General features: G+C 66.7%; 9 protein-coding genes. All 9 read left to right on the top strand.

Features of this window, described 5'->3' with window-relative positions; genetic code table 11:
* Positions 1 to 73: 73 nt before the first annotated feature.
* The 9 genes from ACM0PK_RS10740 to ACM0PK_RS10700 all read left to right on the top strand — a co-directional run bounded on the left by ACM0PK_RS10740 (position 74) and on the right by ACM0PK_RS10700 (position 15,311).
* Positions 74 to 3,307: an efflux RND transporter permease subunit gene (locus ACM0PK_RS10740; protein WP_072168924.1), complete on the top strand. Its 3,234-nt coding sequence runs from the start codon at positions 74 to 76 to the stop codon at positions 3,305 to 3,307.
* A 31-nt stretch (positions 3,308 to 3,338) separates the two neighbouring features.
* The gene (locus ACM0PK_RS10735; RefSeq protein ID WP_414607509.1) at positions 3,339 to 6,461 is read left to right on the top strand and encodes an efflux RND transporter permease subunit; all 3,123 of its coding nucleotides are present in this window, start codon (positions 3,339 to 3,341) and stop codon (positions 6,459 to 6,461) included.
* Between the two features lie 286 nt (positions 6,462 to 6,747).
* Positions 6,748 to 8,817 (top strand): TonB-dependent siderophore receptor, encoded by a 2,070-nt coding sequence (locus ACM0PK_RS10730; RefSeq protein ID WP_414607510.1) that lies wholly within the window; start codon positions 6,748 to 6,750, stop codon positions 8,815 to 8,817.
* Positions 8,818 to 8,912: 95 nt separating this feature from the next.
* Entirely contained in the window at positions 8,913 to 11,090 is a 2,178-nt protein-coding gene (gene yccS, locus ACM0PK_RS10725) for a YccS family putative transporter (protein ID WP_414607511.1), read from the top strand.
* 139 nt (positions 11,091 to 11,229) lie between these two features.
* A complete protein-coding gene (locus ACM0PK_RS10720) occupies positions 11,230 to 12,024 on the top strand; it encodes an SDR family NAD(P)-dependent oxidoreductase (RefSeq protein ID WP_111200489.1) in 795 nt (264 codons plus the stop codon).
* Between the two features lie 98 nt (positions 12,025 to 12,122).
* The gene (locus tag ACM0PK_RS10715) at positions 12,123 to 14,012 is read left to right on the top strand and encodes an MFS transporter (protein ID WP_180883813.1); all 1,890 of its coding nucleotides are present in this window, start codon (positions 12,123 to 12,125) and stop codon (positions 14,010 to 14,012) included.
* A gap of 229 nt (positions 14,013 to 14,241) precedes the next feature.
* Positions 14,242 to 14,529 carry a CD225/dispanin family protein gene (locus ACM0PK_RS10710; RefSeq protein WP_005419784.1) on the top strand — a complete coding sequence of 96 codons (288 nt, stop codon included), beginning with the start codon at positions 14,242 to 14,244 and terminating at the stop codon, positions 14,527 to 14,529.
* A 34-nt stretch (positions 14,530 to 14,563) separates the two neighbouring features.
* Entirely contained in the window at positions 14,564 to 14,842 is a 279-nt protein-coding gene (locus ACM0PK_RS10705; RefSeq protein ID WP_005419785.1) for a CD225/dispanin family protein, read from the top strand.
* Between the two features lie 43 nt (positions 14,843 to 14,885).
* Positions 14,886 to 15,311 carry a DUF2752 domain-containing protein gene (locus ACM0PK_RS10700; protein ID WP_095378401.1) on the top strand — a complete coding sequence of 142 codons (426 nt, stop codon included), beginning with the start codon at positions 14,886 to 14,888 and terminating at the stop codon, positions 15,309 to 15,311.
* The last annotated feature ends 439 nt before the right edge of the window (positions 15,312 to 15,750 follow it).

The raw sequence follows: 15,750 nt of genomic DNA, 5'->3' as shown, positions 1-15,750 counted from the left end.
CGCAGGCCACGGTTCTCCCTCGCGCCGGCGGACCTGCCGGCGCCGACATTGAAGTGCCAGCAAGGATCAGTCCGTGGGCTTTTCGACGATCTTCATCCGCCGCCCGATCGCCACCTCGCTGTTGATGGCGGGCCTGTTGCTGCTGGGCATCCTCGGTTACCGCAAGCTGCCGGTGTCGGCGCTGCCGGAAATCGATGCGCCCAGCCTGGTGGTCACCACCCAGTACCCCGGCGCCAATGCCACCACCATGGCCTCGCTGGTCACCACCCCGCTGGAGCGCCAGTTCGGGCAGATCTCCGGGCTGGAACTGATGACGTCGGACTCGTCGGCCGGGTTGTCGACGATCATCCTGCAGTTCTCGATGGACCGCGACATCGACATCGCCGCGCAGGACGTGCAGGCGGCGATCCGTCAAGCCACCCTGCCCTCATCGCTGCCCTACCAGCCGGTCTACAACCGGGTGAATCCGGCCGACGCGGCCATCGTCACCCTGAAGCTGACCTCTGACACGCGCCCGCTGCGCGACGTCAACAACTACGCCGATTCCATCCTGGCCCAGCGCCTGTCGCAGGTGCAGGGCGTGGGCCTGGTCTCGATTGCCGGCAACGTGCGGCCCGCCGTGCGCATCCAGGTCAATCCGGCGCAGCTGTCGAACATGGGGCTGACCCTGGAACAGCTGCGCAGCGCGCTGACCCAGGCCAACGTCAACGCGCCAAAGGGTTCGTTGAACGGCAAGACCCAGTCCTACAGCATCGGCACCAACGACCAGCTGGCCAGCGCCGCCGAGTACCGCGACACCATCATCAGCTACAAGAACGGCCGCCCGGTGCGGCTGTCGGACGTGGCCGAGGTGATCGATGGCGTGGAGAACGACCAGTTGGCCGCCTGGGCCGATGGCAAGCCGGCGGTGCTGCTGGAAGTGCGCCGCCAGCCCGGTGCCAACATCGTGCAGACCGTCGAGCGCATCCGCGCGATCCTGCCGCAGCTGCAGGGCGTGCTGCCGGCCGACGTGCACCTGGAAATCTTCAACGATCGCACCGAGACCATCCGCGCCTCGGTGCATGAGGTGCAGTTCACCCTGATCCTCACCATCGGCCTGGTGGTGGCGGTGATCTTCGTGTTCCTGCGCCGCCTGTGGGCCACGATCATCCCGTCGGTGGCAGTACCGCTCTCGCTGGCCGGTACCTTCGCGGTGATGGCCTTCGCCGGCATGTCGCTGGACAACCTCTCGCTGATGGCGCTGGTGGTGGCCACCGGCTTCGTGGTCGACGATGCGATCGTGATGATCGAGAACATCGTGCGCTACATCGAGCAGGGCAAGAGCGGCAAGGAAGCGGCCGAGATCGGCGCACGCCAGATCGGCTTCACCGTGCTGTCGCTGACCGTCTCGCTGGTGGCGGTGTTCCTGCCGCTGCTGCTGATGCCCGGCGTCACCGGCCGCCTGTTCCACGAGTTCGCGTGGGTGCTGAGCATCGCCGTGGTGCTGTCGATGCTGATCTCGCTGACGCTCACCCCGATGATGTGCGCCTACCTGCTCAAGCCCGACGCCCTGCCCGAGGGCGAGGACGCGCATGAGCGCGCGGCAGCGGCCGGCAAGCAGAACCTGTGGACGCGCACCGTCGGCCTCTACGAGCACAGCCTGGACTGGGTGCTGGGCCACCAGCGCCTGACCCTGGCCGTGGCCGGTGGCGCGCTGGTGCTGACCGTGCTGCTGTACGTGCTGATCCCCAAGGGCCTGCTGCCCGAACAGGACACCGGCCTGATCACCGGCGTGGTGCAGGCCGACCAGAACATCGCCTTCCCGCAGATGGAGCAGCGCACCAGGCAGGTGGCCGAAGCGCTGCGCCAGGACCCGGATGTGACCGGCGTGTCGGCCTTCATTGGCGCGGGCAGCATGAATCCCACGCTCAACCAGGGCCAGCTGTCGATCGTGCTGAAGGAACGCGGCGAGCGCGATGGCCTGGATGAGATCCTGCCGCGCCTGCAGAAGGCGGTGGCGGGCATTCCGGGCGTGGCGCTGTACCTGAAGCCGGTACAGGACGTGACCCTGGATACCCGCGTGGCCGCCACCGAGTACCAGTACTCGCTGTCGGACGTGGATTCGGCGACGGTGGCGACCCAGGCCACGCGCCTGACCGAAGCGCTGCGCAAGCGCCCGGAACTGGCCGACGTCGACAACAACCTGTCCAACCAGGGCCGCGCCCTGGAGCTGAACATCGACCGCGACAAGGCCAGCGTGCTGGGCGTGCCGATGCAGACCATCGACGACACGCTCTACGATGCGTTCGGCCAGCGCCAGATCTCGACCATCTTCACCGAGCTCAACCAGTATCGTGTGGTGCTGGAAGTGGCACCGGAGTTCCGCACCAGCACCGCGCTGATGGAACAGCTGGCGGTCGCCTCCAACGGCGCCGGCGCATTGACCGGCACCAATGCCACCAGCTTCGGCCAGGTCACCTCCTCCAACTCGTCCACCGCCACCGGCATCGGCGCGCAGAACACCGGCATCACCGTCGGCGCCGGCAACATCATCCCGCTGTCGGCGCTGGCCGAAGGCAAGGTCAGCAGCGCCCCGCTGGTGGTCAGCCACCAGCAGCAGCTGCCGGCGGTGACCGTGTCGTTCAACGTGGCGCCGGGCTATTCGCTGTCCGAAGCGGTGCGTGCGATCCAGGAGACCAAGGACAGCCTGGACATGCCGGCACACCTGCATGCCGAGTTCATCGGCAAGGCCGCCGAGTTCACCGGCAGCCAGACCGATGTGGTGTGGCTGCTGCTGGCCTCGCTGGTGGTGATCTACATCGTGCTGGGCGTGCTCTACGAGAGCTACATCCACCCGATCACGATCATCTCCACGCTGCCGCCGGCCGGTGTCGGCGCGCTGCTGGCGCTGATGCTGTGCGGGCTGAGCCTGTCGGTGGATGGCATCGTCGGCATCGTGCTGCTGATCGGCATCGTCAAGAAGAACGGCATCATGATGGTCGACTTCGCCATCGAAGCCCGCCGCGCCGGCGCCAACGCGCACGAAGCGATCCGCCGCGCCTGCCTGCTGCGCTTCCGCCCGATCATGATGACCACCGCCGCGGCCATGCTCGGCGCGCTGCCGCTGGCGCTGGGCACCGGCATCGGTTCGGAGCTGCGCCGCCCGCTGGGTATCGCCATCGTTGGCGGCCTGCTGCTGTCGCAGTTGGTGACCCTGTACACCACGCCGGTGATCTACCTGTACATGGAGCGCTTCTCCGAGTGGCTGGCGCGCCGCCGCGAACAGCGTGCGCTGCGCGACGGTTCGCTGCAGGAGCCGCAGGCATGATCCACGCCCCGCTGCCGTGGGGGGCCGCACGATGAACCTGTCCGGCCCCTTCATCCGCCGCCCGATCGGCACCGCACTGCTGGCCATCGGCTTGTTCATGGTCGGCCTGATCTGCTACCTGCGCCTGGGCGTATCGGCGCTGCCGAACATCGAGATCCCGGTGATCTTCGTGCATGCCAGCCAGTCCGGCGCCGACGCGGCGACCATGGCCTCGACGGTCACCGCGCCGCTGGAACGCCATCTCGGCCAGCTGCCGGGCATCGATCGCATGCGCTCGTCGAGCTCGGAAGGCAGCTCGCTGGTGTTCATGATCTTCCAGAGCGGCCACAACATCGATTCGGCGGCACTGGATGTACAAACGGCGATCAACTCGGCTCAGGCCGACCTGCCCTCGGGCATGGGCTCGCCGATGTACCAGAAGGCGAATCCGAACGACGACCCGGTGATCGCCATCGCGCTGACCTCGCAGACGCAGTCGGCCGACGAGCTCTACAACGTGGCCGACTCGCTGCTGGCGCAGCGCATCCGCCAGATCAGCGGCGTCGCCTCGGTCGACATCGCTGGCGCGTCGACGCCAGCGGTGCGCGTGGACGTCAACCTGCGCCTGATGAACGCGTTGGGCCTGACCGCCGATGACCTGCGCAACGCAGTGCGCGCGGCCAACGTGACCTCGCCCACCGGCTTCCTCAGCGATGGCAACACCACCACGGCGATCATCGCCAACGACTCGGTGGCGCGCGCCGCCGACTTCGCTGACCTGGTGGTCAAGACCCAGGGCGACGGCCGGGTGATCCGGCTGAAGGACATCGCCAACGTCTACGACGGCCAGCAGGATGCCTACCAGGCGGCGTGGTTCGACCACAAGCCGGCGGTGGTGATGTACGTGTTCACCCGTGCCGGCGCCAACATCGTGGAGACCGTGGACCGGGTCAAGGCGCAGATCCCGACCCTGCGCGACTACCTGCAGCCGGGCACCACGATGACGCCGTACTTCGACCGTACGCCGACCATCCGTTCGTCGCTGCATGAAGTGCAGGTCACCCTGCTGATCAGCCTGGCAATGGTGGTGCTGACCATGGCGCTGTTCCTGCGCCGGCTGGCACCCACCCTGATCGCGGCGGTGACCGTGCCGCTGTCGCTGGCCGGCGCCGCGCTGGTGATGTACGTGATGGGCTTCACCCTGAACAACCTGAGCCTGCTGGCGCTGGTGATCGCGATCGGCTTCGTGGTCGACGATGCGATCGTGGTGATCGAGAACATCATGCGCCACCTCGACGAAGGCATGCCGCGCATGCAGGCGGCGTTGACCGGTGCGCGCGAGATCGGCTTCACCATCGTCTCGATCACCGCCTCGCTGGTGGCGGTGTTCATCCCGCTGCTGTTCGCCAGCGGCATGATGGGCGCGTTCTTCCGCGAGTTCACCGTCACCCTGGTGGCGGCCATCGTGGTCTCGATGATCGTCTCGCTGACGTTGACCCCGGCGCTGTGCAGCCGCTTCCTCAGCGCGCACGCCCACAGCGCGCCGCCGTCGCGTTTCGGCCGCTGGCTGGACGCCGGCCACGAGCGCATGCTGCGCATCTACACCGTGTTCCTCGACTTCTCGCTGCGCCACGCGCTGCTGCTGTCGCTGACGCCGCTGATCCTGATCGGCGTCACCATCTTCCTGTTCGGCGCGGTGAAGAAGGGCGCGTTCCCGCCGCAGGACACCGGCCTGATCTGGGGCCGCGCCAACTCCAGTGCCACCGTGTCGTTCGAGGACATGGTCGCGCGCCAGCGCCGCATCACCGACATGCTGATGGCCGACCCGGCGGTGAAGACGGTGGGTGTACGCCTGGGCAGCGGCCGCCAGGGCTCCAGTGCACAGTTCAACATCGAGCTGAAATCACGCAGCGACGGCCGCCGCGAAACCACCGCGCATGCGTTGGCGCGCCTCAGCGCCAAGGCCGATCGCTATCCCGACCTGCAGCTGCGCCTGCGCGCGATCCAGGACCTGCCCAGCAACGATGGCGGCGGTTCCAGCCAGGGCGCGCAGTACCGCATCTCGCTGCAGGGCAACGACCTGGCCGCACTGCAGGAATGGCTGCCCAAGCTGCAGGCGGAACTGAAGAAGAACCCGAAGCTGCGCGACGTCGGGACCGACGTGGACAATGCCGGCCTGCGCCAGAACATCCAGATCGACCGCGCAAAGGCCGCGCGCCTGGGCATCACAGTGGGCGCCATCGACGGCGCGCTGTATGGTGCGTTCGGCCAGCGCCAGATCTCCACCATCTATTCGGACATCAACCAGTACAGCGTGGTGGTCAATGCCCTGCCCTCGCAGACCGCCACCCCGGCGGCGCTGGATGAGGTGTACGTGCGTGCGCGCAACGGCGACATGGTTCCGATCACCGCGGTGGCCACGCAGATGCCTGGCCTGGCCCCATCGCAGATCACCCACGAGAACCAGTACACGACGATGGACCTCAGCTACAACCTGGCTCCCAACGTGAGCATGGGCGAGGCCAAGGCGATCATCGACGCGACCGTGGCCGGCATGCGCATGCCCGGCGACATCCGCCTGGCCGACGATGCGGGCTTCGGCTTCAACTCCGATCCCAGCGACATGCTGATCCTGGTGTTCGCCGCAATCCTGACCGTGTACCTGGTACTGGGCATGCTCTACGAGAGCCTGATCCACCCGGTCACCATCCTGTCCACGCTGCCGGCGGCCGGTGTCGGTGCGCTGCTGGCCCTGTTCGGCACCAACACCGAGCTGTCGGTGATCTCGATGATCGCGCTGGTGCTGCTGATCGGCATCGTCAAGAAGAATGCGATCATGATGATCGACTTCGCACTGGTGGCGCAGCGCGAGCGTGGGCTGGCGCCGCGCGATGCTGCACGCGAGGCCAGCATCGTGCGCTTCCGCCCGATCATGATGACCACGATGGTCGCGATCCTGGCCGCAGTGCCGCTGGCGATCGGCCTGGGTGAAGGGTCCGAGCTGCGCCGCCCGCTGGGCATCGCGATGATCGGCGGCCTGCTGTTCTCGCAGAGCCTGACCCTGCTCAGTACGCCGGCACTGTACGTGATCTTCTCCTGCCTGGCCGAGCGCTGGCGCGCCCGTCGCGCGCGCAGGCGCGAAGCGAAGCTGCTCAAGCGCGCGCAGCGGGCGTAGTAGAGCCCATCCACGCATGGCGTGGATCTAGTTCTCGATACTGCGAATCTGCCGGCCAGCGGCCGGCACTACCACCGGCGCGGAGGGTGGGTGCGGACCGTTGGTCCGCACGCCTCCCGGTTTGACGTGCTGTAACGAAAAGAGAACAATTCCCCTCCAGCCATGGTCCTGCGCCCCTTCGCGGCGCCCCGCTGCCCTCTCCGGCAAGCCTGCGTGATCCCAGCCATCAACCTTTCCCCCCATGCGGGCGGATGGCGCGTGGCCGTTCGCCGAGGATGACTGAACCATGCTCCTGCACCCACTCTGCCGCCCGGCCCTGCTTGCCGTTTCCCTGTCACTGGCCTGTGCCGCGCATGCCCAGTCCGTACCCGAGCGCACCAATCGGAACCGCAGTGCCACCGATCTGGATGCGGTGAAGGTCACAGCCGAACGCACCCACGCCGATACCGGCGCCCTTGGTGATCGCGTGCTGCGTGATACCCCGTTCGCGATCACCGCCGTGGGCCGCGAGCAGATCGAGCAGCGCCAAGTGGTCTCGCTGGGCGAAGCGTTCCTGCTCGACCCTTCGGTCACCACCCAGGTCAGCGCCTATGCCAGTGGCTGGAGTTCGCCGATCCGCAACCGTGGCATCGACCTGAACTTCGACAGCTATCGCGTCAATGGCCTGCAGGTTTCCTCGTGGGGTACCGAGTGGCCGCTGGAAGTGATGGAACAGGTCGATCTGCTGAAAGGCCCGGGTGGATTCCTTTATGGTTTCGGTGCCCCCGGTGGCATCGTCAACTACATCACCAAGAAGCCGACCGATACGCCCACCTTCTCCGCCCAGCTGGGCTGGCGCGAGCAGGGCATCGTCAGTGCCGGGATGGACGTCGGCGGCCGCTTCGGCAACGAGCAGATGTTCGGTTATCGCTTCAATGCTTTCGAGGAAAAGGGTGAGACCTTCAATGGTGGCCACGTCGATCGCAAGGTGGGCGCACTGTCGCTGGACGCGCGCCTGAGCGACGCACTGATCTGGACCTTCGACGGCGTGTTCCAGTCACGCGACCTGCGCGAGGAATCGCCGCAGTACTACTTCCGCGGACTGACCTCGTTGCCGCGACCGATCGCCGGGAATACCGGCAACAGTGTCGCCGGCACCTACTACGACACTCGTTCCAGCCTGTTGTCGACCCGCTTGGACTGGCAGATCAACAGCGACTGGAAAACCAGCCTGAGTTACGGCGTCACCACCTCGTGGAATGACGTCAACAAGATCTTCGCCTACATCGATTCGCCCAATGGCGACTATGACGTCAACGTCTATGAACTGGGTGGCAAGAGCGAGTGGAGGCTGGCCCAGGCGATGCTGCAGGGCAGCTTCCGCACCGGTCCGCTGCAGCATCAGGTGGTGGCAGGCATCAGTCACCAGACCGGGCTGGGCTGGGACCGTCCCTACGAATGGAGCCTGATCGGCCGCGCCAACCTGTACCAGCGCCATGACATCCGCCATGACGCCGTCGGTTCACGGATGATGACCCGTGGCGACGAGACCGTGCAGCAGGCCGTGTTCGCAAGCGATACCGTCGATCTCGGCAGCGGATGGTCGGTGCTGGCGGGCTGGCGCTACAACGATTACGAGACCAAGGGTCGCTACCACACCTATCCGGTCACACCGACCTATGCCGTGATGTTCAAGCCCAGCGAGGCGGTCACCCTCTACGCCAGCTACATCGAATCGCTGGAAGCGGGCAGCCGCGTAGGCAACAGCTACGTCAACGCCGGTGATGTGCTCGACCCGACCCTCAGCAAGCAGTACGAGATCGGCGCGAAGGCCGAGGCCGCGCGCTGGAACGCGAACGTGGCGGCGTTCCGGCTGGAACGTGGCGCCAACATCGATGAACTCACACCGGCCGGCAAGCGCCTGGTGCAGGACGGCATCACGCTGTACGAAGGCATCGAGGCCAGTGCCGACCTGCACCTCAGCGATGTCCTCACGGTTGGCGGAGGCGTCACCTGGCTGGACCCGACCTACGACAGGCTGTCCCCGGCCAGCGCTGCACAGGAGGGCAACCGTACCGCCGGTGCGGCGCGCTGGAGCGGGGTCGTGCACGCCACCTACCAGCTGCCGTGGGTGGATGGCCTGGAAACATACGCCGCGGTGCGCTACTACGGCGATGTCTGGTACGACGCCGACAACACCCTGAAGCTGCCCGATTACACGCTGGTCAATGCAGGCATCGGCTACCGCCTGCTCGCCTCCGGTCATCCGGTGACCGTGCGCGCCAGCGTCGAGAACCTGGCCAACCGGAAGTACTGGTCCAACGCCGGCACAGGCCTGCCACGCACGTTCGCTGTGAGCGTGCGGTTCGACATGTAGGGCCCGGCAGCACCGTGGGTGCGGACCGTTGGTCCGCACTCCATATTTCACGCGCGGCCCGCAATAATGGTGGAAGACCCTTCCACCGAGCCTGCATGTCCGCCCGCCAATCCCGCCTCAGCCGACTGTGGGCCCACGAAAAGGCCAGCTACGGCCTGCGCGTGTTCATCGCGCTGACCGCGGCCGTGGCCGTGGGCTGGCAGTTCGAGGCGCTGACCGCCCTGCCCGGCGTGTTCCTCGGCATCATCGCAAGCGCCATCGCAGAAACGGACGACAACTGGTGGGGCCGGATCAAGGCCGTGGTGTTGTCACTGTTGTGCTTCTGCATTGCGGCGGCCTCGGTGATCTGGCTGTTCCCGTGGCCGTGGTTCTTCATCGGCGCGCTGGCACTGTCCACCTTCGGCCTGACCCTGCTTGGCGCGCTCGGTGAGCGCTACGCATCCATTGCCCAGGCCACGGTGACGCTGGCGATCTACACCATGATCGGCTTGGAGCAGCATGGCGCCAGCGACCTGCACAGCGCGCTGGACGCGGTCAGCCATCTGCTGGCCGGTGCAGCCTGGTACGGGCTGCTGTCGATCCTGTGGACTGCGCTGTTCGCCAACCGGCCGGTGCGCGAACGCGTGGCGCGGCTGTACGTTGAGCTGGGCCGCTACCTGCAGCTGAAGGCTGCGCTGTTCGAGCCGGTGCGCGAAGCCGACCTGCAACGTCGCCAGCTCGACCTGGCCGAACAGAACCGGCGCGTGGTCGGTGCGTTGAACGAGGCCAAGACCGCGATCCTGGCCCGCTTCGGCCGTTCCGGGCGGCCGGGCGTGAACTCCGGCCTGTACCTGCGCCTGTATTACATGGCACAGGATTTCCACGAGCGCGCCAGTTCCTCGCACTACCCATATGGCGCGCTGGTGGACGCCTTCTTCCACAGCGATGTGCTTTACCGCTGCCAGCGCCTGCTCGATCTGCAGGGCCAGGCCTGTGCCCGCCTGGGCGAGGCGATCCGGCTGCGTCGTCCGTTCGTATACGGAGAAAGCAACCAGCAGGCCGGGCGCGACCTGGCCGACGCGCTGGCCTACCTGCGTGACCAGCAGCGCCCGCAGTGGCAGCGCCTGCTCGGCTCGCTGGACCTGCTGGTTCACAACCTGCGCAGCATCGAGCGCCGCCTGCTGGATGCCGAACGTTCCGAAGCCAGCCTGGACAACGTCGACACCCGCCTGCGCGACAGCAACCCGCATACCCTGCGCGAGATGGGCGTGCGCATCCGCCAGCAGCTCACGCCCGGCTCGGTGCTGTTCCGCCATGGCCTGCGCATGGCACTGGCGCTGATCGCCGGCTTTGCAGCGATCCGGCTGTTCAATGCGCAGAACGGTTCATGGGTACTGCTGACCATCGTGTTCGTGTGCCGGCCCAACTTCGGCGCCACCCGCCAGCGCCTGGCACAGCGCATCGTCGGCACCGTCGCCGGTCTGGTGCTGACCTGGGCACTGCTGCAGCTGTTCCCGCAGCTGCACGTACAGCTGCTGATCGCACTGCTGTCGGCACTGTTGTTCTTCTTCACCCGCACCGACCGCTACCTGGTGGCATCAGCCGCGATCACCGTGATGGCGCTGACCTGCTTCAACCTGATCGGCGATGGCTTCGTGCTGATCGTGCCGCGCATGGTCGATACGCTGTTGGGCTGCGCGATCGCAGCGGCGGCAGCGTTCCTGATCCTGCCCGACTGGCAGGGCCGCCAGCTGCATCTCGTCCTGGCACGCGTGCTGGACACTGCCGCTCGCTACCTGGATTCGGTGCTGGGCCAGTACCGCAGCGGCATGCGCGACGACCTGGCCTACCGCATCGCCCGCCGCGACATGCACAACGCCGACGCCGCGCTGTCCACCGCACTGTCGAACATGCTGCGCGAACCCGGCCACGTGCGCCGCAACCTGGATGCCGGCTTCCGCTTCCTGGCGCTGTCCAACACGCTGCTGGGGCATCTGTCGGCGCTGGGTGCGCACCGCGACCAGGTGGACAGCTACGCAGGCGATCCACTGGCGCTGGCCGCGGGCGATCGCGTGCGCAAGGCACTTCAGCAGCTGGCGACGGCGCTGACCGCGCGGCAACCGGTCGCGGACGATGACAACGACGCCGACCGCGCGGTGGCTGCCGAGCTGGAGCAGATCGACGAGGCGATGCCGCCGAAACTGCAGTTGATCCGTACCCAGATGGCGCTGGTCCTGCGCATGCTGCCGAAGGTGCGTGCCGCGGCCAATGAGACGGTAACCAACCTGACCTGATCCGTCATCGCTGCGGGCATCCCATCCACGCAGGGCGTGGATCTGCTGCGCCGCGTGCAACGGCGCGTTGCACCGGGCGATGCAGTTCGATCACGCCGCCACGCGGATACTGGGCAATCGCCCGCTCTGGATCATCACCATGAAAATCGAACTCAGTGGTCGCACCGCGCTGGTCACCGCCTCCACCGCCGGCATCGGCCTGGCTATCGCCCAAGGCCTGGCCAGCGCTGGTGCGCGGGTCATTGTCAATGGCCGCAGCACCAGCAGCGTCGAGCGCGCCCGCCAGCATCTGCTCGCGGCCGTGCCGGGAGCCGACGTATTGGGTGTCGCCGCCGACCTCTCCGATGCGGCCGGTGTCGATACGCTGCTGGCTGGGCTGCCGAGGGTCGACATCCTGGTCAACAACGCTGGCATCTTCGGCCCAGAGGATTTCTTCCAGACCGATGACGCCACCTGGGAGCGCTACTGGCAGACCAACGTGATGTCCGGCGTACGCCTGTCGCGTGCGCTGCTGCCAGCGATGGTCGATGCCGGCTGGGGCCGCGTGCTGTTCATTTCGTCCGAATCGGCGCGCAACATCCCGGTCGACATGATCCATTACGGGGTCAGCAAGACCGCGCAGCTGTCACTGTCGCGCGGCCTGGCCAAGCGCGTGGCCGGCAGCGGCGTCACCGTCAACGCGGTGCTGCCTGGCCCGACCCTGTCCGATGGCTTCGCGGCGATGTTCGAGGATGAGCGCCGGCGCAGCGGCAAGCCGCTGGAGCAGATCGGCCGCGAGTTCGTGATGGCACACCGGCCGTCCTCGGTGATCCAGCGCACTGCCACGGTCGAGGAAGTGGCCAACATGGTGGTGTACCTGGCCTCGCCACAGGCCTCGGCGACTTCCGGGGCAGCGCTGCGCGTGGATGGCGGCGTGGTCGACGATATCGTCTGAGTCCGACGGCAGGTGTGCGGACCAACGGTCCGCACCCACAGGCCCGCACCCACAGCGGATGGGCAGGAATGCTAGGCTGCGCCGGTCAAGGAGGTTCCATGTCCGGTCACAACCAGTTTGCCCTGCTGCGCCAGCGCCGTTTCCTGCCGTTCTTCGTGGTACAGGCGCTCGGTGCTTTCAACGACAACGTGTACCGGCAAGCGATCATCAGCATGTTGCTGTTCATGGCCGTGCCAGAGGAGGAACTCGGGCTGTACGCCACGTTGGCACCGGCCATCTTCATCCTGCCGTACTTCCTGTTCTCGGCACTGGCCGGGCAGATCGCCGACAAACTGGAAAAATCGCGGCTGATCGTGATCACCACCACCATGGAGATCGTGATCATGTCGCTGGCGGCCACCGGCTTCCTCACCCAGAGCCTGCCGGTGCTGCTGGTCGCGCTGTTCTGTACCGGCATGCAGTCCACCCTGTTCGGCCCGGTGAAGTATTCGGTGCTGCCGTCGGTGCTCAGGCCCGAGGAACTGACCGGCGGCAACGGCCTGGTCGAGATGGGCACTTCAATGTCGATTCTCTCCGGCATGATCGTTGGCGGCCTGGTGTTCACCGTGGCCGGCAGCCACGGTACGGTGGTGGCTGCGTGCGCGATCATCGCCCTGGCGATCTGCGGCAACATCGCCGCGCGCCTGATTCCCAGGGTCGATGCAGGCGACCCGACCCTGAAGATCAACTGGAACCCGTTGCCGGAATCGCTGGCGGTACTGCGCATGGCGCGCCAGCAGAAGGCCGTGCGCAACTCGATCCTGGGCGTGTCCTGGTTCTGGTTCGTTGGCACCGTGCTGACCTCGCAGCTACCGGCCTACGCGGTGACCAACCTAGGCGGCGAGCCGACCCTGTACATCTTCGCGCTGGCCCTGTTCTCGGTGGGCACCGGCGTCGGCTCGCTGCTGTGCGAGAAGCTGTCAGCGCGTACGGTGGAAATCGGCCTAGTACCGCTGGGCGCGTTCGGCATGACCGCGTTCCTGCTCGACCTGTACTTCGCCCGCAGCGGCGAAGCGACGGTGCACGGGCTGACCATCGCGCCGTTCCTGCAGCAGCCCGGCAGCATCCGCATCGTCATCGACCTGATCGGCATCGGCCTGTTCACCGGCATCTTCGTGGTGCCGCTGTTCGCACTGATCCAGAGCCGCACGCCGAAGGCGCAGATGTCGCGCGTGTTCGCCGCACTGAACATCCAGAACTCGGGCTTCATCGTCGCTGCGGCGTTGCTGTCGCTGGCCGCGCACACGCTGCTGCACTGGACCATTCCGCAGCAGTTCCTGGCGCTGGCCATCGCCAACGCGCTGGTGGCGATCTACATCTTCACCATCGTCCCCGAATTCCTGATGCGCTTCCTCAGCTGGCTGATGGTGCGCACCCTGTACCGGCTGCGCCCGCACGGCATCGAGGCCAACGTGCCCGACGAAGGCGCCGCACTGCTGGTCTGCAACCACGTCAGCTACATGGACGCGCTGATCCTGTCGGCGACGATTCCGCGTCCGGTGCGCTTCGTCATGTACTACAGGATCTTCAACATCCCGGTAATGCGCTGGATCTTCCGGACCGCCAAGGCAATCCCGATCGCCGGTGCGCGCGAAGACCCGGCACTGATGCAGCGGGCGTTCGACGAGATCGACGCTGCGCTGGCCGAAGGCGAACTGGTCTGCATCTTCCCCGAGGGTGCGCTGACCCGCGACGGCGAGATGGCGCCGTTCAAATCCGGCGTCGAGAAGATCCTCGAGCGGCGGCCGGTGCCGGTGGTGCCGATGGCGCTACGCGGCATGTGGTCGAGCATGTGGAGTCGCCGCGACAGCCGCCTGGGCCGCATGCGGGTGCCGCGCCGTTTCCGCGCTACCGTCGAGGTCGTGGCGGCACCGGCCGTCGATGGCCACGCCACCCGCGCCCCGGTGCTGGAGGCGCAGGTGCGGGCCCTGCGTGGCGATCACGCCTGATCGGCCCGGCGGCCGTCGGTAGCGCTTCCAGGCGATAGCCCCAATCCCCGGAATGACGGCCTCTGTCTCATGACAGAGGCCCGTCAAATAGCGCCCAGTCAAGGGCCATACACGCCATCATCTGACTGTAAACGCATACATGCAGCGCAGGTTGAGGTAGATTACGCACCCACAGGGGGGAGGTTCGGCCAATGCACCAAGGCCGGCCACCAAGGAATGGAGTCTTGCTTTGAATCAACCGCCACCGCTCAGCCGTCCCGTCTACATCCCCAACCATCTGGTCTGGGCGATCCTGACGACGCTGTTCTGCTGCCTGCCGTTGGGCGTGGTGTCGATCGTCTATGCCTCCCAGGTCGATGGCCGCCGCGCGGCCGGCGACCTGCCGGGGGCCTACAGCGCGTCGCGCAAGGCGGGCTGGTGGGCGGTGGCTTCGGCCGTGGCCCTGCCGGTCCTGTTGCTGTTGTGGTTCGGGCTGTTCGGCGGCTTGGCCGTACTGGGCGCTCTTTCCGACCAATGATTCACCACCACCACCCATCAAGGAGCTTGAACCCATGAATACCGCCACTCCGCAGGTCCCGAACAATCTGGTCTGGGCCATCCTGAGCACCCTGTTCTGCTGCCTGCCGGCCGGCATCGTGTCGATCGTCTACGCCGCCCAGGTCAACGGCAAGCTGGCCGCTGGCGACATCGCCGGTGCCCAGGAATCCTCGGCCAAGGCCAAGAAGTGGGCCATCTGGTCGGCCATTGCCGCCGTCGTGGTCGGCGTGCTGTACGGCATCCTGATCGTCGCTCTCGGCGGCATGGGTGCGATGAGCAACAGCGGCTACTGATCCGCGTGGACGGATCCGGCGCCTGCGCCGGATCCGTTGCTGCATGTCCGCACTGCCCACCCGATCCCGACTGGCCCGCTGGGCACCGCTGCTGGCCGCCACCGGCCTGGCCGCCGGTGCCGCGCTGGTGCTGCGCAACGTCAATCCGTATGTCGCCGGCAATCCCTTGCCGAGCTGCCCGCTGTACGCGCTGACCGGCCTGTACTGCCCGGGCTGTGGCAGCACCCGCTGCCTGTATTCGCTGGTCCATTTCGACCTGCCCGGCGCGATGGCGATGAACCCGCTGCTGGTCATCAGCCTGCCCTTCCTGCTGCTGATGCTGCTGAACATCGCCGGCATCCGTCCGCGCCTGCTGGACCCGCTGATGCGGGTGCTGGCCAATCCCACGTTCTGGCTCTGGGTACTGCCTGGGTATGCGCTGCTGCGTAACCTGCCGTGGGCACCGTTCACGGCGCTGGCACCGGTCTAGTTTCCAGCCAACGGCGCAGCCCCTCGTGGTGGGCGGCGTTTGTCGGTCATGGGATTGGCCGGGCGGGTGGACTGCGCAGGGGACGCTGCAAGTACGTCCATGTAAGCTCGGTCGCCGCATCCATGCGGCTCACGTCCCTGCGCAGCCCACCCGCCCGGCCACGGACAGTTTCCGTGTGCGTCCACCACGGAAAAGAAAGAGAAGATCAAAAGCGGAAGCGGATCGCTTCGCTCTGCATCCACGCATGGCGTGGATCTACCGTGTCGACCAAGGTCGACACCCACCGGCAGTCGCAGTTGACCCACCGTCACCGGGAAACTGTCGGGGGTGGGGCGGTGTGGGGCCGCAGGACCGTTGGCGCCATGGATGGCGCCATCGAGCCCCCAGGGGTGAGGGCGCTTTGCTTGCGAAGCACTGCTTCGCAAGCGCCCGAACGCAC

The organism is Stenotrophomonas sp. FR010, assembly GCF_047520755.2.
Lineage (GTDB): Bacteria > Pseudomonadota > Gammaproteobacteria > Xanthomonadales > Xanthomonadaceae > Stenotrophomonas > Stenotrophomonas sepilia.
The sequence above is the reverse complement of the archived record's forward strand: the minus strand, read 5'-3'. Positions and strand labels throughout refer to the sequence as shown.

Excerpts from the sequence above, each read along its gene's own strand:
- ACM0PK_RS10705 (WP_005419785.1), top strand. The coding sequence starts at position 14,564 with ATGAATACCGCCACTCCGCAGGTCCCGAACAATCTGGTCTGGGCCATC.
- ACM0PK_RS10720 (WP_111200489.1), top strand. The coding sequence starts at position 11,230 with ATGAAAATCGAACTCAGTGGTCGCACCGCGCTGGTCACCGCCTCCACC.
- ACM0PK_RS10730 (WP_414607510.1), top strand. The coding sequence starts at position 6,748 with ATGCTCCTGCACCCACTCTGCCGCCCGGCCCTGCTTGCCGTTTCCCTG.
- ACM0PK_RS10715 (WP_180883813.1), top strand. The coding sequence starts at position 12,123 with ATGTCCGGTCACAACCAGTTTGCCCTGCTGCGCCAGCGCCGTTTCCTG.
- ACM0PK_RS10700 (WP_095378401.1), top strand. The coding sequence starts at position 14,886 with ATGTCCGCACTGCCCACCCGATCCCGACTGGCCCGCTGGGCACCGCTG.
- yccS (WP_414607511.1), top strand. The coding sequence starts at position 8,913 with ATGTCCGCCCGCCAATCCCGCCTCAGCCGACTGTGGGCCCACGAAAAG.
- ACM0PK_RS10735 (WP_414607509.1), top strand. The coding sequence starts at position 3,339 with ATGAACCTGTCCGGCCCCTTCATCCGCCGCCCGATCGGCACCGCACTG.